Origin of the sequence: Streptomyces sp. PKU-EA00015, assembly GCF_013387495.1 — a bacterium.
Lineage (GTDB): Bacteria > Actinomycetota > Actinomycetes > Streptomycetales > Streptomycetaceae > Streptomyces.
In genome coordinates this window covers 225,794-251,120 of sequence record NZ_JABZEE010000007.1, presented here as the reverse complement: position 1 = coordinate 251,120, position 25,327 = coordinate 225,794, and the positions used below count along the sequence as shown (strand labels likewise).

The 25,327-nt window shown below is 72.5% G+C and carries 27 protein-coding genes; 7 read left to right on the top strand and 20 right to left on the bottom strand.

Going from position 1 to position 25,327, the window contains the following annotated elements; genetic code table 11:
• Positions 1-14: 14 nt before the first annotated feature.
• Positions 15-398 carry a hypothetical protein gene (locus HW130_RS07675; RefSeq protein ID WP_177148657.1) on the bottom strand — a complete coding sequence of 128 codons (384 nt, stop codon included), beginning with the start codon at positions 396-398 and terminating at the stop codon, positions 15-17.
• Positions 399-515: 117 nt separating this feature from the next.
• Here HW130_RS07675 and HW130_RS07670 point away from each other — a divergent pair, with 117 nt between their 5' ends.
• From HW130_RS07670 to HW130_RS07655, 4 genes are all read left to right on the top strand, one after another.
• Positions 516-1,673 carry a substrate-binding domain-containing protein gene (locus tag HW130_RS07670; protein WP_177148656.1) on the top strand — a complete coding sequence of 386 codons (1,158 nt, stop codon included), beginning with the start codon at positions 516-518 and terminating at the stop codon, positions 1,671-1,673.
• A 116-nt stretch (positions 1,674-1,789) separates the two neighbouring features.
• Positions 1,790-2,485 (top strand): ABC transporter permease subunit, encoded by a 696-nt coding sequence (locus HW130_RS35740; protein WP_256355942.1) that lies wholly within the window; start codon positions 1,790-1,792, stop codon positions 2,483-2,485.
• Between the two features lie 33 nt (positions 2,486-2,518).
• Entirely contained in the window at positions 2,519-3,547 is a 1,029-nt protein-coding gene (locus HW130_RS07660) for a hydroxyacid dehydrogenase (RefSeq protein ID WP_177148655.1), read from the top strand.
• A gap of 61 nt (positions 3,548-3,608) precedes the next feature.
• A complete protein-coding gene (locus HW130_RS07655) occupies positions 3,609-4,301 on the top strand; it encodes an ester cyclase (RefSeq protein ID WP_177148654.1) in 693 nt (230 codons plus the stop codon).
• 113 nt (positions 4,302-4,414) lie between these two features.
• On the opposite strand, the gene groL is transcribed toward HW130_RS07655, so the two are convergent.
• The 3 genes from groL to HW130_RS07640 all read right to left on the bottom strand — a co-directional run bounded on the left by groL (position 4,415) and on the right by HW130_RS07640 (position 7,725).
• The gene (gene groL, locus HW130_RS07650) at positions 4,415-6,043 is read right to left on the bottom strand and encodes a chaperonin GroEL (RefSeq protein WP_177148653.1); all 1,629 of its coding nucleotides are present in this window, start codon (positions 6,041-6,043) and stop codon (positions 4,415-4,417) included.
• Between the two features lie 117 nt (positions 6,044-6,160).
• The gene (groES, locus tag HW130_RS07645; RefSeq protein ID WP_177148652.1) at positions 6,161-6,469 is read right to left on the bottom strand and encodes a co-chaperone GroES; all 309 of its coding nucleotides are present in this window, start codon (positions 6,467-6,469) and stop codon (positions 6,161-6,163) included.
• 308 nt (positions 6,470-6,777) lie between these two features.
• Positions 6,778-7,725, bottom strand: coding sequence for a polysaccharide deacetylase family protein (locus HW130_RS07640; RefSeq protein ID WP_177148651.1), 948 nt, complete (start codon positions 7,723-7,725; stop codon positions 6,778-6,780).
• A 48-nt stretch (positions 7,726-7,773) separates the two neighbouring features.
• On the opposite strand from HW130_RS07640, the gene HW130_RS07635 reads away from it, so the two are divergent.
• On the top strand, positions 7,774-8,994 hold the full coding sequence (locus HW130_RS07635; protein ID WP_256355956.1) for a class I SAM-dependent methyltransferase: 1,221 nt from the start codon (positions 7,774-7,776) through the stop codon (positions 8,992-8,994).
• A gap of 54 nt (positions 8,995-9,048) precedes the next feature.
• On the opposite strand, the gene HW130_RS07630 is transcribed toward HW130_RS07635, so the two are convergent.
• The 7 genes from HW130_RS07630 to tsaB form a co-directional block, all read right to left on the bottom strand.
• Positions 9,049-9,687 (bottom strand): hypothetical protein, encoded by a 639-nt coding sequence (locus HW130_RS07630; RefSeq protein WP_177148650.1) that lies wholly within the window; start codon positions 9,685-9,687, stop codon positions 9,049-9,051.
• A gap of 53 nt (positions 9,688-9,740) precedes the next feature.
• On the bottom strand, positions 9,741-10,991 hold the full coding sequence (locus HW130_RS07625; protein ID WP_177148649.1) for an RNA polymerase sigma factor: 1,251 nt from the start codon (positions 10,989-10,991) through the stop codon (positions 9,741-9,743).
• 43 nt (positions 10,992-11,034) lie between these two features.
• Positions 11,035-11,391 carry a YciI family protein gene (locus HW130_RS07620; protein ID WP_177148648.1) on the bottom strand — a complete coding sequence of 119 codons (357 nt, stop codon included), beginning with the start codon at positions 11,389-11,391 and terminating at the stop codon, positions 11,035-11,037.
• A gap of 118 nt (positions 11,392-11,509) precedes the next feature.
• A complete protein-coding gene (locus HW130_RS07615; RefSeq protein WP_177148647.1) occupies positions 11,510-11,767 on the bottom strand; it encodes a hypothetical protein in 258 nt (85 codons plus the stop codon).
• Positions 11,764-12,876, bottom strand: a complete 1,113-nt coding sequence (gene tsaD / locus HW130_RS07610) for a tRNA (adenosine(37)-N6)-threonylcarbamoyltransferase complex transferase subunit TsaD (RefSeq protein WP_177148646.1) — start codon at positions 12,874-12,876, stop codon at positions 11,764-11,766. The genes HW130_RS07615 and tsaD overlap by 4 nt, the downstream gene beginning before the upstream one ends.
• Positions 12,877-12,903: 27 nt before the next feature.
• Positions 12,904-13,347 carry a ribosomal protein S18-alanine N-acetyltransferase gene (gene rimI, locus HW130_RS07605; protein WP_177148715.1) on the bottom strand — a complete coding sequence of 148 codons (444 nt, stop codon included), beginning with the start codon at positions 13,345-13,347 and terminating at the stop codon, positions 12,904-12,906.
• 71 nt (positions 13,348-13,418) lie between these two features.
• Complete coding sequence (gene tsaB, locus HW130_RS07600) at positions 13,419-14,072, bottom strand: tRNA (adenosine(37)-N6)-threonylcarbamoyltransferase complex dimerization subunit type 1 TsaB (protein ID WP_177148645.1); 654 nt, start codon at positions 14,070-14,072, stop codon at positions 13,419-13,421.
• A gap of 106 nt (positions 14,073-14,178) precedes the next feature.
• On the opposite strand from tsaB, the gene HW130_RS07595 reads away from it, so the two are divergent.
• The gene (locus HW130_RS07595; protein ID WP_309140358.1) at positions 14,179-14,736 is read left to right on the top strand and encodes a hypothetical protein; all 558 of its coding nucleotides are present in this window, start codon (positions 14,179-14,181) and stop codon (positions 14,734-14,736) included.
• A 43-nt stretch (positions 14,737-14,779) separates the two neighbouring features.
• Here the strand turns inward: HW130_RS07595 and HW130_RS07590 are convergent, their stop codons facing one another.
• The 9 genes from HW130_RS07590 to HW130_RS07550 form a co-directional block, all read right to left on the bottom strand.
• Positions 14,780-14,965 carry a hypothetical protein gene (locus HW130_RS07590; RefSeq protein ID WP_177148644.1) on the bottom strand — a complete coding sequence of 62 codons (186 nt, stop codon included), beginning with the start codon at positions 14,963-14,965 and terminating at the stop codon, positions 14,780-14,782.
• A 161-nt stretch (positions 14,966-15,126) separates the two neighbouring features.
• Positions 15,127-15,651, bottom strand: a complete 525-nt coding sequence (gene tsaE / locus HW130_RS07585) for a tRNA (adenosine(37)-N6)-threonylcarbamoyltransferase complex ATPase subunit type 1 TsaE (RefSeq protein WP_256355941.1) — start codon at positions 15,649-15,651, stop codon at positions 15,127-15,129.
• On the bottom strand, positions 15,611-16,846 hold the full coding sequence (locus HW130_RS07580) for an alpha/beta fold hydrolase (RefSeq protein WP_177148643.1): 1,236 nt from the start codon (positions 16,844-16,846) through the stop codon (positions 15,611-15,613). Before HW130_RS07580 ends, tsaE begins: the two co-directional genes overlap by 41 nt.
• Before the next feature lie 10 nt (positions 16,847-16,856).
• On the bottom strand, positions 16,857-18,044 hold the full coding sequence (gene alr, locus HW130_RS07575; protein WP_177148642.1) for an alanine racemase: 1,188 nt from the start codon (positions 18,042-18,044) through the stop codon (positions 16,857-16,859).
• Between the two features lie 84 nt (positions 18,045-18,128).
• Positions 18,129-19,568 carry an NAD(P)H-hydrate dehydratase gene (locus tag HW130_RS07570; RefSeq protein ID WP_177148641.1) on the bottom strand — a complete coding sequence of 480 codons (1,440 nt, stop codon included), beginning with the start codon at positions 19,566-19,568 and terminating at the stop codon, positions 18,129-18,131.
• A 430-nt stretch (positions 19,569-19,998) separates the two neighbouring features.
• Entirely contained in the window at positions 19,999-20,367 is a 369-nt protein-coding gene (locus HW130_RS07565; protein ID WP_177148640.1) for a holo-ACP synthase, read from the bottom strand.
• Between the two features lie 31 nt (positions 20,368-20,398).
• A complete protein-coding gene (glmS, locus tag HW130_RS07560; RefSeq protein WP_177148639.1) occupies positions 20,399-22,246 on the bottom strand; it encodes a glutamine--fructose-6-phosphate transaminase (isomerizing) in 1,848 nt (615 codons plus the stop codon).
• Positions 22,247-22,327: 81 nt separating this feature from the next.
• Complete coding sequence (locus HW130_RS07555; protein ID WP_177148638.1) at positions 22,328-23,137, bottom strand: ABC transporter permease; 810 nt, start codon at positions 23,135-23,137, stop codon at positions 22,328-22,330.
• Positions 23,134-24,165: an ATP-binding cassette domain-containing protein gene (locus HW130_RS07550; protein WP_177148637.1), complete on the bottom strand. Its 1,032-nt coding sequence runs from the start codon at positions 24,163-24,165 to the stop codon at positions 23,134-23,136. Before HW130_RS07550 ends, HW130_RS07555 begins: the two co-directional genes overlap by 4 nt.
• Positions 24,166-24,326: 161 nt before the next feature.
• Here HW130_RS07550 and coaA point away from each other — a divergent pair, with 161 nt between their 5' ends.
• Positions 24,327-25,322, top strand: coding sequence for a type I pantothenate kinase (gene coaA, locus HW130_RS07545; RefSeq protein ID WP_177148636.1), 996 nt, complete (start codon positions 24,327-24,329; stop codon positions 25,320-25,322).
• The last annotated feature ends 5 nt before the right edge of the window (positions 25,323-25,327 follow it).

Here is a 25,327-nt window from a genome sequence, read left to right as displayed (position 1 = left end):
CCGGGCGCCTTCTCTCACGGACCAGGTTGGCCCCGGTGATCCGAGATGCTGACCGGACACGGAAGGTCCTCCGGGGCGAGTCCGATCAGGGCAGTTGATCCGTTCTCCCGGGTCACCCGGATGGTGCGGCCGGTGATCTCGACGTCCGCGAGGGTGGCGACGGGGGCCGGGTCCGGCTCGGCGGTCACCGAGGCGAGGGCGACGAAGAGCGACTCGGCCGACTCGGTGCGCCCTTCGAGCACGTGCGTACGGCTCCGGTCGGCGACCAGGGTCGGGCCCGTCGCCGACTGTGCCGCGACGCCGTAGCCGTGGACGGGGTGGAGCTGGGCGGTCACCGTGCCGTCGGCGGCCCAGCCGGTCTGGCGGACCGGCGTCCCGCGTTCGTCCGTGGCGCCCACTTCCTTTGATCGAACGTCAATGGCTTGCGTTTGAATGATCGAAACTTCCCGTCGTTCGATCACCCTGCCGTAGAGTGGGCATCAGGCGGGCCACACACTGCGAGGGGGACCTTCACCGTGCGCGAGAGTGCTGCCGAACGTCACGAACGACTGCTGGAGCTGGTACGGGAACGCGGCAGCGCACGCGTCTCCGATCTGGCCGCTCTGCTGGGCGTCTCGCCCGTGACCGCGCGCAGGGACGTCGAGCTCCTGGCCGGGGAGGGCAGGCTCGACCGGGTCCACGGCTCGGTGTCCTGGCCGGGCCGGCCGCCCGCGGCGGCGACCGGCGCGCCGTCGGCGGCGGGCGGGCACGGCCCCGTGCTCGGACTGCTCGCGCCCTCCTCGACGTACTACTTCGCCGAGGTGATCCGCGGTGCCCACGAGGCGGCCGCGCGCGCCGGTTCCCGGCTGATCCTGCGGATCTCCGACTACCGGCCCGAGGAGGACCGGATGCGCACCGAGGGGCTGCTGGCCGCCGGCGCCGAGGGGCTGCTGATCGCCCCGGGCTGGCGCGCCCCCGGGGACCCGGCCGAGCACGGCGAATGGATCACCGGCCTGCCGGTGCCCGCCGTGCTGCTGGAGCGCCGCGCCACGCCGGGCAGCGCCCTGGACGGCATGGACCGCGTCGCGTCCGACCACGGGCACGGCGCCCTGCTGGCCGTACGGCACCTGATGGACCTGGGCCACGGCACACCGCTGCTGGTGGCCCGGGCCGACAGCCCGACCGCGCTCGCGGTACGCACCGGGTACACGGACGCGCTCGGCGCACTGGGGCTGCGCGCCCCCCGGGACGTGATCGATTCGGTGCCCGCCGAGCAGCGTCCGGAGGAGTTCGAGGCGGCCGTGCGCGCTCTGCACGAGGCGGTGGTCTCGGGCACGGCGAGCGCGGCGCTGGTGCACAACGACGTCGACGCGATCCAGATGGTGCAGCGGCTGGCCGAGCTGGGCGTACGGGTGCCCGACGACCTGGCGCTGATCGCGTACGACGACGAGGTGGCGGCGCTCGCCGACATACCGCTGACCGCGGTGGCGCCGCCCAAGCGCGAGGTAGGCCGGGAGGCGACGAGGCTGCTCGTGGAGCGGCTCACGGACCGGCACGGCGCGGACGAGCCGCAGCGGCATCTGTCGCTGCTGCCGCGCCTGCGGGTGCGGGACTCGTGCGGGGCGCGCCGTGCGAGCGGGGGTGCGGCGGGAACGGGCGCCGAGCGGGCCGACGCCGACAGGAACAGTTTCTGACCTTCTTTCGATCATTCGATCATTCGTTCTTGACTTCGCTCACGCCTCGGCCAAGGATCGCGGCCACCGCAAATGCCGCCGCTTTGTCAGGAGCTGTGCCGTGAGCCCTACCAGGAATGTCCGGACCCGCCGGACCAGAAACTCCGTCGCCGCGATCGCCGCCGCCTCCGCCCTCGCCGTGCTGGAAGATCGACACCACGGACGCCGCCACGGCCAAGGTCTCGGCGTACTGGCAGCAACTCCTCGACGACGACCTCATCCGCAGCAACGCCTCCTTCAGTCCCGAGTGGATCAACTCCCTCAAGAGCGGCGGCACCGTCGGCTACCTCGACGCCTCCTGGGGCGCCGGCGTCCTCAAGGGCACGCTGCCCGAGCAGAGCGGCAAGTGGGCCGTCGCCCCGATGCCCACCTGGGACGGAAAGCCCTTCGGCGTGTATCTCTCCCGCGTCTTCAGTGCCGGCTACGTACCCGACGAGGCCCTGGAGGCCGCCCGTATCGACGGTGCCGGCGAGCTGCGCACCTTCTGGTCCATCGGTCTGCGCATGCTGATGCCGGGCTTCGCGACTGTCTTCCTCTTCCAGTTCACCGCGATCTGGAACAATTTCTTCCTCCCCCTCGTGATGCTTTCGGACCAGAAGCTCTTCCCGCTGAGCCTCGGCCTGCACGCGTGGAACAGCAACTCCCACGCCGAGCCGGAGTTCTACCCGCTCGTCGTGACCGGCTCCCTGCTCGCCGTCATACCCCTGATCGTCGCCTTCGTCTCACTTCAGCGGCACTGGAAGGCCGGCCTGACCGCCGGCAGCGTCAAGTGACCCAAGCGACCTGTGAGGAGCCCGAGTTCCACCATGCACCACGCCACTGACACTCGCCCCGCGCTGCTGCTGGCCATGAATCCGGCCGTCGCCGCCCGGCTGCTCGACGACCGCCACCGCGAACGGCTGACCGCGCTCACCCGCACCGACCCGCATCTCGTCGCCCACGACCTGGCGGCCGCCTCGCCACCCGTCGCCGCCGCGCTCGCCGACGCCGAGGTGCTGCTGACCTGCTGGGGCGCGCCCTCGCTGACCGCCGAGGTGCTCGCCGCCGCGCCCCGGCTGCGCGCGGTCGTGCACGCCGCGGGCTCGGTCAAGCACCACATCACCCAGGCGTGCTGGGACCGGGGCATCGCCGTGACCTCGGCGGCGGCCGCGAACGCCCTTCCCGTCGCGGAGTTCACGCTCGCCGCTGTCCTCTTCGCCGGCAAGCGGGTGCTGCGTTCCGCCCACCGGTACGCGCAGCTGCGCACCGAGCACAACTGGCACCGTGAGCTCGACGGCGCCGGCAACTACCGCCGTACGGTCGGAGTCATCGGCGCGTCCCGCATCGGGCGGCGCGTGATCGAGCTGCTGCGCCCCTTCGACCTGCGGGTCCTGCTGTACGACCCGTACGTGGACGACGCCGGGGCGGCGGAGCTCGGGGTCGAGCGCACCGATCTGGACGAGCTCTGCGCCCGCGCCGACGTCGTCACCGTCCACGCGCCGCAGGTCCCGGCCACCCGCCACATGATCGGCGCCCGCCAGCTGGGCCTGATGCGGAACGGGACCACGCTGATCAACACCTCGCGCGGCTCGCTCGTCGACGAGGAGGCGCTGCTGCCCGAGCTCGTCTCCGGCCGGCTGGACGCCGTGCTCGACGTGACCGAGCCCGAACTGCCGCCGGTGGACTCGCCGTTGTACGACCTGCCGAACGTGCTGCTGACGCCGCACATCGCCGGATCGCTCGGGGGCGAGCTGCACCGGATGGCCGACCAGGCCCTGGACGAGGTGGAGCGGTTCGCGCGGGGTCTGCCGTTCGCCGACCCGGTCCACCCGGGGGCGCTGGAGCGCTCGGCCTGAGGCGGCCTGATGTGACCTGCGTCACTAAAATGGAGGTACGCCATCGACCCTGGGAGGCACGATGAAATTCGTACAGATCATCGACTACAAGACCGACCGGTTCGACGGCGTGAATGCGCTCATGGACCAGTGGGTCGAGAAGACCAGGGGCAAGCGGACCACGTCCCACCTCATGATGGGCAAGGACCGCGCGGAGGGCTCGCACTACGTCGAGATCGTCGAGTTCCCGTCGTACGAGGAGGCGATGCGGAACTCCAAGCTCCCGGAGACCGACCGGATCTTCCAGGAGATGGTCGCCCTGTGCGACGGCATGCCCACGTTCACCGACCTCGACGTGGTCCGTGAGGAGCAGCTGAACGCGGCGATGGCCCGCCGCTTCTTCCACGAGATCGCCGCCGGCGGGAACATGGACGCCATCGAGGAGGTGTTCGCCGAGGACTACATCGACCACGACATCGCCAACGAGGAGGACGCGGAGGTCGGCCGCGATGTCATCCGGCGCGACGTCACGATGTGGCGCAACGCCTTCGACTTCACCTTCGAGCTCGACCGGCAGATCACCGAAGGCGACGACGTCGTGATGCTGTGGACCTTCAACGGCAGGCACAAGGGCGATTTCCAGGGGATACCGGCCACGGGCGAGCAGTGCTCCATGACCGGCACGACGATCTTCCGCTTCGAGGACGGGAAGATCAAGGAAGGCTGGTGGCACTTCGACCTGATGCGGCTGATGCGGCAGCTCGGCGCGATGTGACCGACGGCCCCGGTGCGAACGGCGAAGGCCCCCGCCCCCGCGGACAGCGGGGGACGGGGGCCTTCCCGGCGTCTTCGGCGCCGTGAGGCTCGTACGGCCGTGAGGCCCGTACGTCAGTGGCTGTGGCCGTGACCGTGGCCGTGGCCCGCCTCGGCCTCCTCCTCGGCCGGCTTCTCGACGACCAGGGTCTCGGTCGTGAGCAGCAGCGAGGCGATGGAGGCGGCGTTCTCCAGGGCGGAGCGCGTGACCTTGACCGGGTCGATGACGCCGGCCTTCACGAGGTCGCCGTACTCGCCGGTGGCGGCGTTGAAGCCCTGGCCCGCCTCGAGCTCCGCGACCTTGGCGGTGATGACGTAGCCCTCGAGGCCGGCGTTCTCCGCGATCCAGCGCAGCGGCTCGACGGCGGCGCGGCGGACGACGGCGACACCGGTGGCCTCGTCGCCCTCCTTGCCCAGGTTGCCCTCGAGCACCTTCACGGCGTGGACGAGCGCGGAGCCACCACCGGAGACGATGCCCTCCTCGACCGCGGCGCGGGTCGCGGAGATGGCGTCCTCCAGACGGTGCTTCTTCTCCTTCAGCTCCACCTCGGTGGCGGCGCCGACCTTGATCACGCACACGCCGCCGGCCAGCTTCGCGAGGCGCTCCTGGAGCTTCTCGCGGTCCCAGTCGGAGTCCGTGGTCTCGATCTCGGCCTTGATCTGGTTGATGCGGCCCTGCACGTCCTCGGAGTTGCCGCCACCGTCGACGATGGTGGTGTCGTCCTTGGTGACGGTGACGCGGCGGGCGGTGCCCAGCACGTCCAGACCGGCCTGGTCGAGCTTGAGGCCGACCTCCTCAGCGATGACGGTGGCACCGGTGAGGGTGGCCATGTCGCCGAGCATCGCCTTGCGGCGGTCGCCGAAGCCGGGGGCCTTGACGGCCACCGCGTTGAACGTGCCGCGGATCTTGTTCACGACCAGGGTCGACAGGGCCTCGCCCTCGACGTCCTCGGCGATGATCAGCAGCGGCTTGGAGCCACCCGCCTGGATGACCTTCTCCAGCAGCGGGAGCAGGTCCTGGATGGAAGAGATCTTGCCCTGGTGGATCAGGATGTACGGGTCGTCGAGGACGGCCTCCATACGCTCCTGGTCGGTCACCATGTACGGGGACAGGTAGCCCTTGTCGAAGGCCATGCCCTCGGTGAAGTCGAGCTCCAGGCCGAAGGTGTTGGACTCCTCGACGGTGATGACACCGTCCTTGCCCACCTTGTCCATCGCCTCGGCGATGAGCTCGCCGACCTGCTGGTCCTGCGCGGAGAGCGCGGCCACGGCGGCGATGTCGGTCTTGTCCTCGATCGGGCGGGCGGTCGCGAGGAGCTCCTCGGACACGGCCTTGACCGCGGCGTCGATGCCCTTCTTCAGGGCGGCCGGGGAGGCGCCGGCGGCGACGTTGCGCAGACCCTCGCGGACCAGGGCCTGGGCCAGCACGGTGGCGGTGGTCGTACCGTCACCCGCGATGTCGTTGGTCTTGGTCGCCACCTCCTTCACCAGCTGGGCGCCGAGGTTTTCGTACGGGTCATCGACCTCGACCTCGCGGGCGATGGTGACACCGTCGTTGGTGATGGTGGGCGCGCCGAACTTCTTGTCGATGACGACGTTGCGGCCGCGGGGGCCGATCGTCACCTTGACCGTGTCGGCAAGCTTGTTGACGCCGCGCTCGAGGGCGCGACGGGCGTCCTCGTCGAACTTCAGGATCTTCGCCATGGGAGCGATTCAGCCCTCTCGGAAATCGTGTTCAAAAGAACCGCGCCCCTCGCCGCCCGGCGTCAGCGGGGTGGCCAGGGGCGCAGCTCAAAGCAAATCTGCCGGGTGAAGCAGGAATTACTTCTCGACGATCGCGAGCACGTCGCGGGCCGAGAGGACGAGGTACTCCTCGCCGCTGTACTTCACTTCGGTGCCGCCGTACTTGCTGTACAGCACCACGTCGCCGACGTTCACGTCGAGCGGAAGGCGCTCGCCGTTCTCGAAGCGGCCCGGGCCCACGGCCAGGACGACGCCCTCCTGGGGCTTCTCCTTGGCGGTGTCCGGGATAACCAGGCCAGAAGCCGTGGTCTGCTCGGCGTCGAGCGGCTGGACCACAATGCGGTCCTCGAGCGGCTTGATGGCAACCTTGGAGCTGGTGGTCGTCACGATCCGACCTCCCCCTTCGGAGATCTCACGGGGTTAACTGATCTGAGGTGGCGACCAGGTGGATCCGTCGTCGCGGGTGCCGGACCTGCCCGTCGCTGTGTTGGCACTCTCCGGTGGGGAGTGCCAGGAGCGAGACTATGACTGCGATTAGCACTCGGTCAAGCGGAGTGCCAATGCAGCGCCGCGTGGCGGCCTGATCCGGTCCCTTCCGCGCACCCGACGGCCGTGCCGCCCGCGGCGAGCGGCGTCCTCCGCGCCGCCGCGCGCCCCGGCTCCTCGCCGGGTCGCCGGCAGCCGGTGCGCACGGCTCACACGTAGTCCTCCAGCTTCGCCACGGCGTAACCCTTGGCGGTCACGGTCCGCATGACCCGCCGGATCATGTCCGGCATGGTGCCCTTCCACTCCCCACGGCCCCGGAAGTGGGTGAGGACGATGTCGCCGGGGTGCAGGTCCCGGTCCCATTCGCGCCACTCCATGCGGTCGGGGAACGCCTCGGACGCCCACAGCGGCACAGCCTCGATCCCGCAGGACTTCGCGACGCGCAGCGTGTCCTTGTTGTAGCTCCCGTACGGCGGACGGAACAGCCGCGGGCGCGTGCCGTACCGCTTCTGCAGCCTGTCCTGCTGGCTGCAGATCTCCCGCTTCTGGGCGGAGTACGAAAGGCCGGGCAGATAGGGGTGGTTGAGGGTGTGGTTGTGCAGCGCGACGCCGCGGTCCCGCATCTTCTCGAAGTACTCGTAGTCGTCGTCGATCACGTAGTCGCTGAGGAAGGCGCTGTACGGGATCTGCAGTTCGGACATCATCCGCAGCAGCTCGGGGTCCTTCTCCGCGCCGTCGTCGATCGTCAGGAAGACGATCTTCTCCTTGGTCGGAACGGTGGTGAAGACCGGCGGCAGTTCGTCGCCGTCCTCGACCTCGAAGCCCTTGCGGGTGGTGATCGTCGGCTTGACGGCGGGCGGCGGGGGCGCGGCGAGCGGGGTCTGCTCCAGGCCCCACTTCTTCGCTGCCGCGGCCCGTGCGGCCTGAGCCCGCTTGACCTTTCCGGCGTACGCGGACAGCGCACCGGACGGGCCCGCCGCCTTATCCTGCGCCGCCGGACCCCGCGCCCCCTGACGCCCCGCGGCGGACGGCGCCGGACGCGGGGCCTGCCCGTCCCCGCCCGCACAGCCCGAGCCGGTGGCGGCGACGACGAGCGCGGTCAGAACCACCCCGACCCGGTACACTCTCGCATTTCCCTTTTGTCGTACTAGCTGCATGGCGTCGCATCCTGTCAGCGCGGCGCCCGTCCGCCCGGCCGACACCGCCTGTGCGCGCGGAGCATCCCCCGCCTGGCCCACAATGGCCGGGTGAACGCCTCCGATCCGCTCGCCGCCCTTCTGGCCCTGCGCACCGAGGAGGGGGCCGCGCTGCTGGCGTCGCTCGCCTCCTACGACCCCGCCGACGAGCTGGCGGTGGCCACCCGGCTGCGCCGCGAGCATCCGGCGGAGCTCGTCTCGGCGGCTCTCGGGCAGGCCCGGCTGCGGCAGCGTGCGGCGGCGAAGTTCGGCGCGGAGGACGCCGGACGGATGTTCTTCACCCCGCACGGCGTCGAGCAGTCCACCCGCCGGTCGGTCGCCGCCCACCGGGCCGAGCGCTTCGCCGCGCTCGGCGTGCGCAGCGTCGCCGACCTGTGCAGCGGCATCGGCGGCGACGCGCTCGCGCTCGCGCGGGCGGGCATCTCCGTCCTGGCCGTGGACCGGGACCCGCTGACGGCCGAGGCCGCGCGGGCCAACGCCGAGGCGCTCGGGCTCGCCGATCTCGTCGAGGTCCGCTGCGCGGACGTGACGGACATCGACACCTCCGCGTACGACGCGGTGTTCGTCGATCCGGCGCGACGCGGCGGCCGGGGCCGGATCTTCGACCCGGAGGCGTACTCGCCGCCCCTGTCCTGGGCGATCGCCGCGGCCCGCACACGCCCCCACGCCGCGCTCAAGATCGCGCCGGGCATCCCGCACGAGGCCGTCCCCGAGGACGCCGAGGCCGAGTGGATCTCGGACGGCGGCGACGTCAAGGAGGCGGTGCTCTGGTTCGGCACCGACCCGGCCGCGGTCCGCGCGACCCTGCTCCCCGGCCCGCACACCCTGACCGGGCGCGGCCTGCCGGACCCCGCCGTCCGCGCGGTCGGCCGCTACCTCTACGAACCCGACGGCGCGGCGATCCGCGCGCATCTGGTCGCCGAGGTCGCCGAGGACGTCTCGGGCGGCCTGATCGACGAGACGATCGCCTACATCACGTCGGACGAGCTGCACCCGACGCCGTACGCCACGGCCTACGAGATCACCGACGCGCTGCCCTTCAACGTGAAGAAGCTGAAGGCGCTGCTCCGGGAGCGCGAGGTCGGCGTCCTGACCGTGAAGAAGCGCGGCTCGGCGGTCGAACCGGAGGAACTGCGCCGCAAGACGAAGCCCCAGGGCCCGGCCTCGGCGACCGTGTTCCTCACGCGGGTGGCCGGGGCGCCGGCCATGCTGGTGGGCCACCCGGCCTAGCGATCCGGCGGCGCGGGCCCCGGCTCAGCGCTGGGCACGCACAGGGGCGCCGGCTCAGGCGCGGGCACCGGCGGCGGCCCGGCGCGGGACGAGCCGCAGCGCCCAGCGGTAGTGGCCCACCGCCTTCGAGACGCCGATCAGGCCCGTCAGCCACAGGATCATCCCGAGACCCATCAGCAGCACCACCCCCGGCACCGTGTCCTGGCCGGGCTCCGCGCCGGCCGGGACGGCGAAGCAGCTCCACAGGCCGCCCGCGCACATCAGGAACGACGGCAGGAACCAGGTGAGGCTCAGGCCCGGCGAGGCGAAGCGTGCGTCGCCCGCCGGGTCGCTGTCCAGGCTGCTCCACGCGCGCAGCAGCCTGCGCACCTTCGCGTCGCGGGCGAGGCCGAAGCCGATCAGCAGGCCGGTCGGCACCACGAACGCGGCGCCCAGCAGGAGGAGCACCCCGCCGAACAACTGGCTCAACGGGTCGATCGCCTCGACGAAGGTCCGCAGCGCGGAGGCGATGAGCACCCAGCCGACCGCGAACCCGGCTGCCAGCAGCCACAGTTGGACCAGCACGGCCCCACCGATGCTCATCCGGTGGAGCTCCGCCATCGCCCGCGCCCGGTCGGCGAGCAGCGACGTGCGGTCGGGCCACGCCCGTACGCCGAAGGGCGGGGGCGGGGGCGGGAGAGTACGTCCTGACATGGCCATGAGGCTACCGGGCGATTCCTCGGGCGTGGGGCGCGCCCGGGCCCCGGCTACGACACGGCGCGGGCGGCCCGGTCCAGCAGCAGTTCCCTCTCCCGCGTGTTGCGGGCGAGGGACGCCGCCCGCTCGAACTCCGCCCGCGCCTCCTCGGCGCGGCCCAGCCGGGCCAGCAGGTCGCCGCGGACGCTCGGGAGCAAGTGGTAGTCCTTCAGGGCCGGTTCACCGGCCACCGCGTCCACCAGCGCGAGCCCGGCCCCGGGCCCCTCGGTCATCGACACCGCGACCGCCCGGTTCAGTTCGACGACCGGGGACGGTGTGAGACGGACCAACTGCCCGTACAGCGCGGCGATCGTCGCCCAGTCGGTGTCCCCGTAACGGAGAGCCCGCGCGTGGCAGGCGGCGATGGCTGCCTGGAGGCAGTACGGGCCGTACGGACCGCCGCCCGCGCGTCCCAGTGCCTCGATGCCGCGCCGGATCAGCAGCCGGTTCCACTTGGCGCGGTTCTGGTCGGCGAGCAGGACGGGCTCGCCCGAGGGGCCCGTACGGGCGGGGATGCGGGACGCCTGGAACTCCAGCAGCGCCGCCAGGCCGTGGACTTCCGGTTCGTCCGGCATCAGGCCGGCGAGGACCCGGGCCAGGCGCAGCGCGTCCTCGCAGAGCGCCGGGCGCACGAGGTCGTCCCCGGCGGTCGCCGCGTAGCCCTCGTTGAAGATCAGGTAGATGACGTCGAGCACGGAGCCCAGGCGCGCGGCGCGCTCGGCTCCGTACGGCGCCTCGAAGGCCACGTCCGCCGTGGCCAGCGCCCGCTTGGCGCGCACGATGCGCTGCGCGACCGTCGGCTCCGACACGAGGAACGCGCGGGCGATCTCCGCGGTCGTCAGCCCGCCGAGCAGCCTGAGCGTGAGCGCGACCCTGGCCTCGGTGGACAGCACCGGATGGCAGGCGGTGAAGATCAGCCGCAGCAGGTCGTCGTCGATGTCGTCCGCCTCGGCCGGTTCGGGCGGCGCCGGCGCGTCCTCCAGCGTGCGCCCCACCTCGGCCAGCTTGCGGGCGTACGTCTCCTTGCGGCGTACGAGATCGATGGCGCGGTGCTTGGCGGTGGCCATGAGCCAGGCACCCGGCCTGTCCGGGACGCCCGACTCCGGCCACTGCTCCAGCGCGGCGACCAGAGCGTCCTGCGCGATCTCCTCGGCGATGCCGACGTCCCGCACGATGCGGGCCACGCCGGCGATGATGCGCGCCGACTCGATCCTGAAGACCGCCTCGACCGTGTTCGCTGCGCTTCCTGCCGTCACGGCCACCCATCAGAGCAGCCGCGGCGGAACGGGCGCAACCGGGGCCGGCTCAGCCCTCCATGATCTGGCGGACCTCGCAGGTGACGGTCCACTCCTCCGGGTGGATCTCCAGGAAGCGCTTGGCCCATTCGAGGGCCTCGGCCTTGTCCTTGCACTGCATGAGGGCGTAGCCGCCGATGACTTCCTTGGTCTCGGTGAAGGGGCCGTCGGTGTACGACAGCTTCCCGCCGGACCAGGTCACGCGGGTGCCCTCGGAGGACGGGAGCAGGCCGGCGGTGTCCAGCATGACCCCGGCCTTGGTGATCTCTTCGAGCAGCTTGCCCATGCGCTCGTTGAAGTCCTCCGGGAATTCGTCCGTGGGGATCTCGTTCTCGTTGACGCGGATCATCGACAGGAAGCGGGGCATGGTGACTCCTCGGGTCGTGAGTACGGGGCCGTTCCCCGCCTCTCACCCGTGCGTCGAACGGGAGACGGCCGGATCGACATCCTCCCGGAAAATTCTTCCGGGAAATCCCGGCGGGTTCTCAGCCGAGCGACTCGAAGCGCCAGCGGTGCACCGGCCGGGTGATCGCATCGGCGGCGGGCTCGGGAAGTTCGGGCAGCTCCGCGTCGGCGTGCGCCGCCTCCCACCAGGTGATGACCAGCACCCGGTCCGGCTCGGCCCGGAAGGTCTCGCGGCGCAGCGGATCGCGAGCGAGCTGCTGGGCGCGGGCCCACTCCAGCAGCTCGGCGCCCCGGCCCTCCACGGCGCGGGCCTCCCACATCAGGGCGACGACGGTCATGAGTACAGGTTGTCCTTGCTGACCTCGTGGACATGATCGTGGTCGTGGATCGCGCCGACGGAGTCCGTGCCCGGCACGTGCGGGTCCGTCACGGGCAGCGACGAGTCCGCGGACAGCTCCCAGTCGGAGGCCGGCCGGTTGCGCGCCACCATCTCCGCGCCCAGAGCGGCGACCATCGCGCCGTTGTCCGTGCACAGCTTGGGCCGCGGGACGCGCAGCCGGATGCCCGCACGCTCGCAGCGCTCCTCGGCGAGCGCGCGCAGCCGGGAGTTGGCCGCGACGCCGCCGCCGATCATCAGGTGGTCCACGCCCTGGTCCTTGCAGGCGCGCACCGCCTTGCGGGTCAGCACGTCGACGACCGCCTCCTGGAAGGACGCCGCCACGTCCCGCACCGGCACCTCCTCGCCCGCGGCCCGCTTCGCCTCGATCCAGCGGGCGACGGCCGTCTTCAGGCCCGAGAAGGAGAAGTCGTACGCCGGGTCCTTCGCGCCGCTCAGGCCGCGCGGGAACGCGATCGCCTCCGGGTTCCCCTCCCTGGCCAGCCGGTCGATCACCGGGCCGCCGGGGAAGCCGAGGTCGAGGACGCGCGCGATCTTGTCGAACGCCTCGCCGGCCGCGTCGTCGATCGTCGCGCCCATGGGACGCACGTCGGCGGTGATGTCGGGGGCGAGCAGCAGCGAGGAGTGGCCGCCGGAGACGAGGAGCGCCATGGTCGGCTCGGGCAGCGGGCCGTGCTCCAGCTGGTCGACGCAGATGTGCGAGGCGAGGTGATTGACCCCGTACAGCGGCTTGTTCAGGGCGTACGCGTACGCCTTCGCCGCCGAGACCCCCACCAGCAGCGCGCCGGCGAGCCCGGGCCCTGCCGTGACGGCGATGCCGTCGAGGTCGCGGGCGCCGACCCCGGCCTCGTTCAGGGCGCGCTCGATGGTCGGCACCATCGCCTCCAGGTGCGCGCGCGAGGCGATCTCCGGGACGACGCCGCCGAAGCGGGCGTGCGTGTCCACGCTGGAGGCGACCGCGTCGGCGAGCAGGGTCGTCCCGCGGACGATGCCGACTCCGGTCTCGTCGCAGGAGGTCTCGATGCCGAGTACGAGCGGTTCGTCAGCCATGGGTGTGAGTCTCAGTTCCTTGTACGGTCAGGCTTGTACGGTCAGGCGCATGACGAGGGCGTCGATGTTGCCGGGCTGGTAGTAGCCGCGGCGGAATCCGATGGGCTCGAAGCCGAAGCGCTCGTACAGCTTCTGGGCCCGGGTGTTGTCCACGCGCACTTCGAGGAGCACCTCGTCGCACTCGAAGGCGGTGGCGTGCTGGAGCAGGTCGGTCAGCAGCCGGGCCCCGAGGCCGGTGCCCCACTGGCCGCGTTCGACCGCGATGGTCTGGACGTCGCCGAGGCCGCCCGCAGCCGCGAGCCCCGCGTAGCCGACGATCCTGCCGTCGCGCTCGGCGACGACGTACCGGCGGGTGGCCTGCGGGCCCCGGGAGTGCGCGAGCTCGGACCAGAACATCCCGGCCGACCAGGCGTCGTCGGGGAACAGCTCCTGTTCGAGCTCGAGCACCGGCCGGATGTCCCACCAGCGCATCTCACGCAATGCAGGGCCGCCGCGCAGCGGCTTCGACGAGGGGCGGCGGTCGGCAGACGGGTGGGCCGCGCTCACTTCGGAGTGACCACCTTGTAGTTCTTGGGGACCTGGGCGTCGGGCCGGCGCAGGTACAGCGGCAGCGGGTCGAGGAAGTCCTCGCCGGCCGCCAGTTTCCCGGCCGCGAGCGCGGCGAGGGCGGCGGCGCTGACGTACTCGGGTCCGCGGGCGTCGGGGAACGTCTCCGGGTAGAGCAGGGCGCCCGCGCCGACCGCGGGCAGACCCGCGACCTGCTCGGCGATGTCGGCGGGCCGGTCGACGGCGGCGTCGGTCACACGGGTGCGGGCATCCGCGTACCGCGCCCAGTAGACCTCCTTGCGGCGCGCGTCCGTCGCCACCACGAACGGCTCGTCGAGGCCGGCGGCGTACGCGAGACCGTCCAGCGTGCACACCCCGTGGACGGGGACGCCCAGCACCGACGCGAACGTCGTGGCCGTCACGAGCCCGACGCGCAGTCCCGTATAAGGCCCGGGTCCGACGCCGACCACGATCCCGGTGACGGCGTCGAGCTTCACTCCGGCCTCGGCGAGCACCCGGTCGACGGCGGGCAGCAGCAGCTCCCCGTGCCTCCGGGCGTCCACCCGGCTGGACTCGGCGACGACGGCGGACCCGTCGTGGAGAGCGGCGGTGACGGCGGGCGTGGCGGTATCCATGGCGAGCAAGAGCACGCAAACAGCCTACGGCTCCGGCGGCGGAGGCACGGCCGCCCCGTCGAACGGGGGGCCTGCTGCTACCGTCACCACAACCGGGAAGAGATTCGAAAGGTGGGGCACGGTGGCACGGAGCAGCTCGGGACTCGTGGCCGGGCTCACGGCGGCCGCGCTGGCCGTCGTCGGCTTCCTCGCCTATCAGGCGTCGGCGAACGTTCCCGACAGCCTCGGCGCGCCCAAGGCCCCGAGCACCGTCCCGTCGGCGAAGGCCTCCGGCAGCCCGCAGGGGAAGCCGAAGGACCCGCTCGCGGTGCCCGCGCACTCCGGTACGGGCGTGCGGGTGGTCTACTCGCTGGGCGAGCGGCGGGTGTGGCTGGTCGGCGCGAAGGGCAAGCCGCGCACCTTCGAGGTCATGCCGTCGACGGTGAGCCCCGCTCCCGGCACGTACACCGTCACCTCGCGCTCGGGCAGCGTCCCCGGGTCGGACGGGGTCCCGGTCGAGCACGTGGTGCGGTTCGCGAAGGTCGGCAACGTGTCGATCGGCTTCAGCGCGGCCGTGAACGGCTCGATGGCGAGCCCGGACCCGAACAGGAAGACGGGCGGCGTGCGGATGACGCGGGCCGACGGCGACGCACTGTGGGTGTTCGCGGCGATCGACTCGAAGGTGGTCGTGGTCCCGTAGGACCACCCGTACGGAACCGGCTGTACGAATCCGGGCCCGCCCGCTACGCGGCGTCGCGCCGCGCCTCGTCCGTCTCCCCTGCCCGCGGCCTCTCGCGCGGCGGGGTCGACACCGCGCTGGCCGCCGCGCAGGACGCCAGCAGGTCCCGCATCGACAGGACCGGGGGGTGCGGCACGGACGCCGCGGGCGCGTGCTGCCGGTTCTGCGGCTTGCGCTCCGATGCCGACATGGACGCCTCCTGGTGGGCTCCGGGGGCGGGCGTGGTTAGGTAGACCTAACCCGGTCTCTCCACCATGTCATCACGCGCGGGACGCCGGGCGCAACAATTTCCCGACGTCTTGTCGGAACGTACGGCGTTTCGTGCCGGGACCGCGCCCGCGTCCCACTCGCTCAGGCCGGATCCAGCCCCGCCCAGCGCTCCCCGTACCCCCGCAGCACCACCTCGCGGCGGTCGTCCTCCGTGTCGCCCACGACCCGGTGGATCACCACGTGCAGACGGTCCTCGGACAGATCCTCGACCTTGCCCTCGCCCCACTCCACGACCACCACCGATTCCGGCAGCGAGACGTCGAGGTCGAGGTCCTCCATCTCGTCGAGGCCGCCGCCCAGGCGGTACGCGTCGACGTGGACGAGCGCCGGTCCGCCGGTCAGGGACGGGTGGACGCGCGCGATCACGAACGTCGGGGACGTGACGGCTCCGCGTACCCCGAGCCCCTCGCCCAGGCCGCGCGTCAGCGTCGTCTTGCCCGCGCCGAGTTCGCCCGTGAGCATCACCAGGTCGCCGGGGCGGAGCAGTTTCGCGAGCCTGCGGCCCAGGTCCTGCATCTGCTCGGGGGACTCGATCGAGAGGCGGGCGGAGCCGGCGACGGCCGTCTCAGCCGCCGGGCTGTGCGGTGCTTCCAGCGGTGCTTCCATACGTGCCAACGTTAGCCGCTGCCGCGACCGCGCCCGCCCGGGCCAGCAGGTCCGCCAGCCGGTCGGTGACAGCCTCGGGATGCTCCAGCATCACCAGGTGCCCCCCGTCCGGCACGATCACCAGCTCGGCCTCCGGCATCAGATCCGCGATCGCCTCACTGTGCGTCCCGGGCGTGACCAGGTCCTTGTCACCCGCGAGGACGAGGACCGGCAGCCCTTCGAACACGACGAGCGCCTCGGACTTGTCGTGCTCGGCGAAGGCCGGGTAGAACTCGGCGACCACGTCGATCGGTGTCGACTCGATCATCCGTTCCGCGAACCGCGCGACCGCCGGGTCCACGTCCCTCGACGAGAACGAGTACCGCTTGATCAGGCCCGCGAACAGGTCGGCCGTCGCCCGCCTGCCCCGCTCGACCAGCTCCGCCTGCGAGCCGAGTGCCCGCAGCACCCCGGGCAGCACCCGGCGCACCACATTGACGCCCGCCACCGGGAGGCCGTAACTGACCTCCCCGAGCTTGCCCGACGACGTGCCGATCAGGGCGATCGCCGCCACCCGCTCCCGGACGAACTCGGGGTAATGGGCGCCCAGCGCCATCATCGTCATGCCGCCCATCGAGTGGCCGACGAGCACCAGCGGTCCCTCGGGAGCCGCCGCGTCGACGACCGCCTTCAGGTCACGGCCGAGCTGGTCGATGGAGACCGGCACGCCGTCCGGGCCCGCCTGCGCGGCGCCGCGCGCCGAACGGCCGTGGCTGCGCTGGTCCCAGTACACCGCGCGCACCAGACCCCGCAGCGCCGCCCGCTGGAAGTGCCACGAGTCCTGGTTGAGGCAGTAGCCGTGGCTGAAGACGACGGTGACGGGGGCGGGCGCCTTGCGGCCGAACATCCGGCGGCGGCGCGGCGCGGCCACGTCCGGGTCGAGCTCCTCCACCTCGTAGTAGAGCTCGGTGCCGTCGTCCGCGACCGCCGTGCCGGGCATGCCGCGCAGCGAGCCGTAGGGGCCTGCCGCGTCGAGGGCCAGACGCGCCTTCCTGCGCATGCCGCGCCCGACGGTGAGGCGCTCGAGCGCGACGCCCGCGGCGGCGCCGGCCGCGACCACGCCTATGGCGGCACCGGCGATGCCCGCCCTGCGCCAGTTGCCCGTGGCCACCGCTGCGGCGGCCTCGGCCACCTCCCCCGTGCTGGTCTCGCTCACCGTGCCTCTCCTACTCGTCGGCGGTCCGCTCGTCGCACTCTTCGGGAACCTCGTTCACATAGACGCGCGGCACCCGGGCGCCGATGCGGGTGACGATCTCGTACGCGATCGTGTCCGCCGCCCGCGCCCAGTCCTCGGCGGTCGGCTCGCCCCGGTCGCCCGGGCCGAACAGCAGCGCCTCGGCTCCCTCCTCGACCGTCTGCCCGCCGAGATCGACGACGAACTGGTCCATCGCGACCCGGCCGGCGATCCGCCGCCACTGCCCGCCGACCAGCACCGGACCGCGGCCCGACGCATGACGCGGAATGCCGTCCGCGTAGCCGAGGGGCACGAGGCCGAGTGTCGTCTCGGCGCCGGTGACGTAGTGGTGGCCGTAGCTGACGCCGTGGCCCGCCGGCACCTGCTTGACGAGCGCCACGGACGCGGCGAGCGTCATCACCGGGCGCAGGCCGAAGTCCGCGGGCGTGCCCAGCTCGGGGCTGGGCGAGACGCCGTACATCGCGATGCCGGTCCGTACGAGATCGAAGTGGGACTCCGGAACGCTCAGCGTGGCCGGGGAGTTGGCGATGTGCCGCACCTCGGGCTCGACGCCGGCCTTCTCGGCGTGGTCCACCATGTCGCGGAACACGTCCAGCTGGGCGGCGATCGAGGGGTGCCCTGGCTCGTCGGCACACGCGAAGTGCGACCACAGACCCGTGATCTCGACCAGGCCCTCGTCCTCGGCGGCGCGCGCGGCCGCCACGAGCGCGGGCCAGTCGGCGGGCTGGCAGCCGTTGCGGCCGAGTCCGGTGTCCGCCTTGAGCTGGACGCGGGCCGGTGCACCGGCCTGCCTGGCCGCCGCGGTGACCTCCTTCAGCGCCCACAGGCCGCTCACGGCCATGTCGAGGTCCGCCTCGATGCCCTCGCGCCACGGGTCGCCCGGCGTCCACAGCCAGCACATGATCCGCCCGCCGATCCCGGCGGCACGCAGGGCGAGCGCCTCGTGCGGGGTGGCCGTGCCCAGCCAGGTCGCGCCCGCGGCGAGCGCGGCACGGGCGCAGGGCACCATGCCGTGCCCGTACGCGTCCGACTTGACCACGGCCATCAGCGCGGAGCGCGGCGCACGGGCGCGCAGCGCGCGGACGTTGGCGCGCAGGGCCGCGAGGTCGATCTCGGCGCGAGCTCGCGGCGGTGCGGGTGGCGGCGGTGTCTGGCTCATCGCGCCCAGTCTCTCAGAGCCGCACGGCTCGATCCGTATGGGCGGCAGTCGACTGTGTCACTCGCGGGGCGGCGCCGGGGGCCGTCATTCCCTCACATCGCGCCAGGCGGCCGGGAGAGTCGCCGCCACCTCGTACGCGGTGATCGGCACGCCCCGCGCGGCGCGGAGCCGGGCCGCGAGGCCGTGCAGATAGGCGGCGGCGGAGCCCGCGTCGCGCGCGTCGAGCCCGGCGGCCAGCAGCGAACCGGCGAGCCCGGAGAGCACGTCCCCGCTGCCCGCGGTCGCCAGCCACGGGGTGCCCATGGGGTTGACGCGCACCGGGGAGCGGCCGCCGTCCGCGTCGGCGACCAGCGTGGTCGAGCCCTTGAGCAGCACGGTCGCCCCGAACCGCGCGCACAGTTCCCGCACGGACGCGAGCCGCGCCGCCTCCACCTCCTCGCGCGACACGCCGAGCAGCGCGGCGGCCTCGCCCGCGTGCGGCGTCATGAGGGTGGGCGCGGGCCGCTCGCGCACGGCGGCCGGGTCCAGCAGCCGCAGCCCGTCGGCGTCGACGAGCACGGGAACGTCGGAGGCGAGCACGTCCCGCACGGCGTCCCGGCTCTCCCCGATGCCCGGGCCGACGACCCAGGACTGGACCCGTCCCGCCTTCCCCGGCGGTCCGGCGTGCACCAGGCTCTCCGGGAAGCGGGCGATCACCGCGTCCGCCGCCGGTCCGACGTACCGCACGGCTCCGGCCCCGCCGCGCAGGGCGCCCGCCACGGCGAGTACGGCCGCGCCCGGGTAGCGCGCGGACCCGGCGACGATGCCGACGACACCGCGGCGGTACTTGTCGCTCTCGGCGGCCGGGAGGGGCAACAGCCGTGCCACGTCTGCGTGTTGCAGCGCTTCCAGGTCCGGCACGGCCGGCAGGTGCTCCTCGATGCCGATGCCGACCAGCCGGACCGTGCCCGTGTACTCCTTGGCCGGGTCGACGAGCAGGCCCGGCTTGTACGTCCCGAACGTCACCGTGGTGTCCGCGCGCAGCGCCTCCCCGCGCACCTCGCCCGTGTCGGCCTCGATGCCGCTCGGCAGGTCGACGGCGACGACGACGGCGTCCGATCCGCGGGCGGCGCGGGCGACCGGCACGGCGTCCGGCCGCAGGCCGCCGCGTCCGCCGATTCCCGTGATGCCGTCGAGCACGAGGTCGGCGGAGGCGAGCGCCTCGAACGGGTCGTCCGCGACCCGGCCGCCCGCGGCGAGCAGGGCCGCCAGACCCGCGGGGTGAGTCCGGTCGGGGGCGAGCAGCACGGCGACGACCCCGGCGCCGCGGCGGGCGAGGCGCGCCCCGGCGAACAGGGCGTCGCCGCCGTTGTCCCCACTGCCGGCCAGCAGCACGACGCGCGCGCCGTACACCCTTCCCAGCACCCCGGCACAGGCGGCGGCCAATCCGGCGGCGGCCCGCTGCATGAGCGCCCCTTCGGGCAGCCGGGCCATGAGCTGCGCCTCGGCGTGCCGTACGGTCTCGACGCTGTAGGCAGTACGCATGCCCCCGAGTCTGCCCCACGCCCCCGCCTGCCGCGCGAGGACGCCGCGCCACAAGTCTCGCGACACGGGCCGGAGTTACGCGGCCCGGGAGCACGGCACGCTGCGCCCGCGCCCGGCGCGCCGCCTGGCACCCCGCCGTGTCCGGGCGGGAATGAGCCTGCCCCTCCGTCGCGGGCACCGTCGACGCGGACGCGACCGGCCGCGCCTCCGGCAGTCACCCCCGGACCCGCCCGCCGGAATCACGACGGCCCCTCGGGGCGGGATGCGGCCTGCGCGGCCGCCCCGCCAGGGGCGAGCGTGCGCCACGTGAGCGTCCAGGAGGACCGGGCACGGCGGTGATCGGCGCTGCACCTCAGCGCCGACCCGCCCCGCGCGCGCCCACCGCGTCGGGGCGGGGCGCCCCTCGGAGCCGCCGGCCCGTCGGGCCCGCTCAGCCCTCCGCGATCACCACCGCCGACGCCACCCCCGCGTCGTGGCTGAGCGAGACGTGCCAGGAACGGACGCCCAGTTCGGCCGCGCGGGCCGCGACCGTGCCGTGCACGCGCAGGCGGGGGCGGCCCGAGTCCTCCACGTACACCTCGGCGTCCGTCCACAGCAGTCCGGCCGGCGCGCCCAGCGCCTTGGCCAGCGCCTCCTTCGCGGCGAACCTCGCCGCTAGGGACGCGTACCCCCGTCGCTCCCCGCTCGGCAGCAGCAACTCGTGCTCCACGAAGAGCCGTTCCGCCATGTGCGGCGTGCGCCTCAGCGACGCGGCGAAGCGGTCGATCTCGGCGACGTCGATCCCCACCCCGATGATCATGCGGTGGCGCCTCCCGCCCCGTGTCCGCCCCTCACTCCACCGTCACCGACTTGGCGAGGTTCCTCGGCTGGTCGACCTCGTTGCCGCGGGCCGTCGCCAGCTCGCACGCGAAGACCTGGAGCGGCACCGCGGCCACCATCGGCTGGAGCAGGGTCGGTGTCGCCGGGATCCACACCAGGTGGTCCGCGTACGGCACGACCGACTCGTCGCCCTCCTCCGCGATCACGATGGTCCGCGCTCCCCGTGCCCGGATCTCCTGGATGTTGGAGACGATCTTGTCGTGCAGCACCGAACGCCCCCGCGGCGACGGCACCACGACCACCACCGGCAGGTCCTCCTCGATCAGCGCGATCGGCCCGTGCTTGAGCTCGCCCGCCGCGAACCCCTCCGCGTGCATGTACGCCAGCTCCTTGAGCTTGAGCGCACCCTCCAGCGCCACCGGGTAGCCCACGTGCCGCCCCAGGAACAGCACGGTGTTCTTGTCCGCCAGCGAACGCGCCAGCTCGCGCACCGGCTCCATCGTCTCCAGGACCCGCTCGACCTCACCGGAGATCTGTGCCAGGTCGCGGACCACGGCCCGGATCTCGTCGCCCCACTTGGTGCCCCGCACCTGACCCAGATAGAGGGCGACCAGATAGCAGGCCACCAGCTGCGTCAGGAACGCCTTCGTGGAGGCGACCGCCACCTCGGGGCCCGCGTGCGTGTACAGCACGGCGTCCGACTCGCGCGGGATGGTCGACCCGTTGGTGTTGCAGATGGCCAGCACCTTGGCGCCCTGCTCCCGCGCGTGCCGCAGCGCCATCAGGGTGTCCATGGTCTCGCCGGACTGCGAGATCGCGACGACCAGCGTCCGCTGGTCCAGGATCGGATCCCGGTAACGGAACTCGCTGGCCAGCTCCACCTCGCAGGGGATACGGGTCCAGTGCTCGATGGCGTATTTCGCGATCATGCCCGCGTGGAAGGCGGTCCCGCAGGCCACGATGACGACCTTGGTCGCCTCGCGCAGCACGGACACCGGGATGCGCACCTCGTCGAGACTCAGCGACCCCGAGGCGTCGATGCGGCCCAGCAGGGTGTCGGCGACCGCCTTGGGCTGCTCGGCGATCTCCTTGAGCATGAAGTAGTCGTAACCCCCCTTCTCGGCCGCGGAGGCGTCCCAGTCCACGTGGTAGGACCGCACGTCCGCGGGCGCCCCGTCGAAGCCGGTGACCGTCACACCGTCACGGCGGAGCTCCACCACCTGGTCCTGTCCCAGCTCGATGGAGGAGCGGGTGTGGGCGATGAACGCGGCCACGTCCGAGGCGAGGAACGACTCGCCCTCCCCGACACCCACCACCAACGGGGAGTTGCGCCGGGCACCGACCACCACGTCCGGTTCGTCGGCGTGCACGGCGACCAGCGTGAAGGCGCCCTCCAGCTGACGGCACACCAGCCGCATGGCCTCCGCGAGGTCCCCGCACGACGAGAAGGACTCCGCGAGCAGGTGCGCGACGACCTCGGTGTCGGTCTCCGACGCCAGGTCGTGCCCGCGCTCGGCCAACTCGGCCCGCAGCACGGCGAAGTTCTCGATGATCCCGTTGTGCACGACGGCGACGCGCCCCGCGTTGTCCAGATGGGGATGGGCGTTGGCATCCGTCGGGCCGCCGTGCGTGGCCCACCGCGTGTGTCCGATCCCGGTGGAACCGCTCGGCAGCGGACGCTCCACCAGCTCCTTCTCAAGGTTGACGAGCTTGCCCGCCTTCTTCGCCGCCGCGAGCCCGCCGTCCGCGAGCACGGCGACCCCGGCCGAGTCGTAGCCGCGGTACTCGAGCCGCTTCAGTCCGGCGATGACCACATCAAGCGCCGACTGCCCGCCGACGTAACCCACGATTCCGCACATGTGCGCAGCCTACGGCGCGGGGCGCGGCTCGGCAGCGGGCCGGCCCGGCGGCCGGGGGCCCGCCGGGCCGGGCCCGCGCGCTCAGGCCTTCGCCCGGTAGGCCCGCATCGCCAACGGGCAGAACACGGCCGCGATGCCCGCGGCCCACAGCAGCGACCACAGCACCGGCTCCGCCACCGGGCCGCCCAGCAGCAGCCCGCGGAACGCGTCCGACAGATGGGTGACCGGGTTGACGTCGCTCCACGCCTGGAGCCAGCCCGGCATGGTGTCGACCACGACGAACGCACTGCTGGTGAACGTGATCGGGAAGATCAGCGTGAAGGCGAACGCCTGCACCTTCTCCACGTCGCCGGCGAGCATGCCGATCAGCACCGCGCTCCACGACACCGCCGCCGCGAAGACGACCAGCAGCAGCGCCCCGGCCAGGAATCCGCCGACGCCGCCGGTGACCCGGAACCCGAGCAGCAGGCCGAGCCCGATCATCAGCAGCATCGCCCACACGTGCTTGGCGAGGTCCGCGGTGATCCGCCCGATCAGCGGCGCGGAGCGGGCTATGGGAAGGCTGCGGAGCCGGTCGAAGACCCCTTTGGTCAGGTCGGTGTTGAGCGCCATGGCCGTGTACATCGTCATGAACAGGGTGTTCTGCACGATGATGCCGGGCAACGCGTACTTCAGATACGCCTCGGGGGAGCCGGCCATCTGCCCGCCGAGGACGTACGTGAACAGGAACACGAACATGATCGGCGTGACGCTGTAGTCCACGAGCTCCAAGGGGTTGTGCTTGACGGCCACCAGGCTGCGCCATGCCATCGTGAGGGTCTGCCGGCCCCAGGCCAGCGGTTTCACCCGGCCCGACGCGGTCAGGGGCGCGGTGATCGTCGTGGCGGTCATGCCGGACTCACCGCCTTGTCCCTCGCGCTCTCGTCACCGCCGCCGTCGCCTTCCGCGCCCGCGTGCCCGCCCGGCCCGGAGCCGTTCCCGGACGGGGGCTCGGCCCGGTGTCCGGTGAGGGCGAGGAAGACCTCGTCCAGCGAGGACCGCCGCAGGGTCAGCTCCCCCACCGCGATCCCCTCGCGATCGAGGCTGCGCACGACCGTGGGCATCAGCTCGGGATCCTTCACCGGGGCGGTGATCGACCCGCCCTCGATCCGGGCCCCGTCACCCGCCGCGTCGGACACCAGCCGGTGCGTCGCCGGCAGGTCCACGGACCGGACCGGACGCAGCTCCAGCACCTGGCCCCCTACCTCGGACTTCAGCTGGTCCGGGGTGCCCTCGGCGATCACCCGGCCCTTGTCGATCACCACGATGTCGTCGGCGAGCACATCCGCCTCGTTCAGGTACTGCGTGGTCAGCAGGGCGGTCGCGCCGTCGGCCACCAGGGCGCGCAGCATGTCCCACAGCTCGCCGCGGCTGTGCGGGTCCAGGCCGGTCGTCGGCTCGTCGAGGAAGAGGATGCTGGGCCGGCCGACCAGGCTCGCCGCGAGGTCCAGGCGCCGCCGCATGCCGCCGGAGAACGTCTTCGCGGCCCGGCCCGCCGCGTCGGTGAGCTGGAACCGGTCCAGCAGCTCGGCCGCGCGGGCCTTCGCCTCACGTCTCGACAGACCCAGCAGACGCCCTATGAGCAGCAGATTCTCCGTGCCGGTCAGATTCTCGTCCACGGCCGCGTACTGTCCGGTCAGGCCGATCAGGGAGCGCACGAGACCCGCCTCCCTGACGACGTCGTGGCCGGCCACCGTCGCCCGGCCGCCGTCGGGGGACAGCAGGGTGGCGAAGATCCGCACCGCCGTCGTCTTTCCGGCCCCGTTCGGGCCGAGCAGACCGAGCACCGAGCCGGTGCGGGCCGCCAGATCCACCCCCGCCAGTGCCTCGGTCTCCTTGAACCGCTTGACCAGGCCCTCCGCCTGGATCGCGTAGGTCATGGGACTCCCCTGGTGACTTCGCGGGCTTCGCGGACGTCGCGGGTCGGCGCCCACCTCAGAGACAACTGTGACGTACGCCACTGACATTCCGGACGGGCGCGGTCCCGCGGCGTGACCCACCCCACCCCCCACAGCGGCCCCGCAGCCCCGACAATGACCGTGTGATCTCTTCGCCGCCACGAAGCGCCCACCGCCGGGCAGAGCCTGCGTCGACCCCGTACGTCGACCTCACCCGAGCGGAGTGGAGCGCCCTGCGCGAGAAAACGCCGCTGCCGCTGAGTGCCGAGGAGGTCGAGCGGCTGCGCGGCCTCGGTGACGTCATCGACCTGGACGAGGTCCGGGACGTCTACCTGCCGCTGTCCCGGCTGCTGAACCTCTACGTGCAGGCCACGGCGGGTCTGCGCGGCGCTCTCAACACGTTCCTCGGCGACGCCGGCAACGGGCACGGCGCCCAGCGCGGAACCCCCTTCGTCATAGGCGTCGCCGGGTCCGTCGCCGTCGGCAAGTCCACGGTGGCCCGTCTGCTCCAGGCCCTCCTGGCCCGCTGGCCCGAGCACCCCCGCGTCGAGCTCGTCACGACCGACGGGTTCCTGCTGCCGATGAAGGAGCTCCGGGCCCGGGGGCTGATGTCCCGCAAGGGCTTCCCCGAGTCGTACGACCGCCGGGCGCTGACCCGCTTCGTCGCCGACATCAAGGCGGGCAAGGACGAGGTCACCGCGCCCGTCTACTCCCACCTGATCTACGACATCGTCCCGGACGAGCGGCTGACCGTACGCCGCCCGGACATCCTCATCGTCGAGGGGCTCAACGTCCTGCAGCCCGCCCTGCCCGGCAAGGACGGCCGCACCCGGGTCGGCCTCGCCGACTACTTCGACTTCAGCGTCTACGTCGACGCCCGGCCCGAGGACATCGAGACCTGGTACCTCAACCGGTTCCGCAAGCTGCGCGAGACCGCCTTCCAGAACCCGTTCTCGTACTTCCGCAAGTACACGCAGGTCTCCGAGGAGGAGGCCCTCGACTACGCGCGCACGATGTGGCGCACCATCAACCGGCCCAATCTGCTGGAGAACGTGGCGCCCACCCGGGGGCGCGCCACACTGGTGCTGCGCAAGGGCCCCGACCACAAGGTGCAGCGCCTGTCGCTGCGCAAGCTCTAGGAGAA

What these genes read in the sequence shown, in the direction of transcription:
- HW130_RS35740 (WP_256355942.1), top strand. Translation starts at nt 1,790, where the DNA reads ATGTCCGGACCCGCCGGACCAGAAACTCCGTCGCCGCGATCGCCGCCG.
- groL (WP_177148653.1), bottom strand. Translation starts at nt 6,043, where the DNA reads ATGGCGAAGATCCTGAAGTTCGACGAGGACGCCCGTCGCGCCCTCGAG.
- alr (WP_177148642.1), bottom strand. Translation starts at nt 18,044, where the DNA reads ATGAGCCAGACACCGCCGCCACCCGCACCGCCGCGAGCTCGCGCCGAG.
- HW130_RS07655 (WP_177148654.1), top strand. Translation starts at nt 3,609, where the DNA reads ATGAAATTCGTACAGATCATCGACTACAAGACCGACCGGTTCGACGGC.
- tsaE (WP_256355941.1), bottom strand. Translation starts at nt 15,651, where the DNA reads ATGGAAGCACCGCTGGAAGCACCGCACAGCCCGGCGGCTGAGACGGCC.
- HW130_RS07615 (WP_177148647.1), bottom strand. Translation starts at nt 11,767, where the DNA reads ATGACCGTCGTCGCCCTGATGTGGGAGGCCCGCGCCGTGGAGGGCCGG.
- HW130_RS07630 (WP_177148650.1), bottom strand. Translation starts at nt 9,687, where the DNA reads ATGTCAGGACGTACTCTCCCGCCCCCGCCCCCGCCCTTCGGCGTACGG.
- HW130_RS07590 (WP_177148644.1), bottom strand. Translation starts at nt 14,965, where the DNA reads ATGTCGGCATCGGAGCGCAAGCCGCAGAACCGGCAGCACGCGCCCGCG.
- HW130_RS07565 (WP_177148640.1), bottom strand. Translation starts at nt 20,367, where the DNA reads ATGATCATCGGGGTGGGGATCGACGTCGCCGAGATCGACCGCTTCGCC.
- HW130_RS07570 (WP_177148641.1), bottom strand. Translation starts at nt 19,568, where the DNA reads ATGCGTACTGCCTACAGCGTCGAGACCGTACGGCACGCCGAGGCGCAG.
- rimI (WP_177148715.1), bottom strand. Translation starts at nt 13,347, where the DNA reads ATGCGCTGGTGGGACATCCGGCCGGTGCTCGAGCTCGAACAGGAGCTG.
- tsaD (WP_177148646.1), bottom strand. Translation starts at nt 12,876, where the DNA reads ATGGCTGACGAACCGCTCGTACTCGGCATCGAGACCTCCTGCGACGAG.
- HW130_RS07620 (WP_177148648.1), bottom strand. Translation starts at nt 11,391, where the DNA reads ATGCCCCGCTTCCTGTCGATGATCCGCGTCAACGAGAACGAGATCCCC.
- HW130_RS07555 (WP_177148638.1), bottom strand. Translation starts at nt 23,137, where the DNA reads ATGACCGCCACGACGATCACCGCGCCCCTGACCGCGTCGGGCCGGGTG.
- glmS (WP_177148639.1), bottom strand. Translation starts at nt 22,246, where the DNA reads ATGTGCGGAATCGTGGGTTACGTCGGCGGGCAGTCGGCGCTTGATGTG.
- HW130_RS07640 (WP_177148651.1), bottom strand. Translation starts at nt 7,725, where the DNA reads ATGCAGCTAGTACGACAAAAGGGAAATGCGAGAGTGTACCGGGTCGGG.
- HW130_RS07660 (WP_177148655.1), top strand. Translation starts at nt 2,519, where the DNA reads ATGCACCACGCCACTGACACTCGCCCCGCGCTGCTGCTGGCCATGAAT.
- HW130_RS07550 (WP_177148637.1), bottom strand. Translation starts at nt 24,165, where the DNA reads ATGACCTACGCGATCCAGGCGGAGGGCCTGGTCAAGCGGTTCAAGGAG.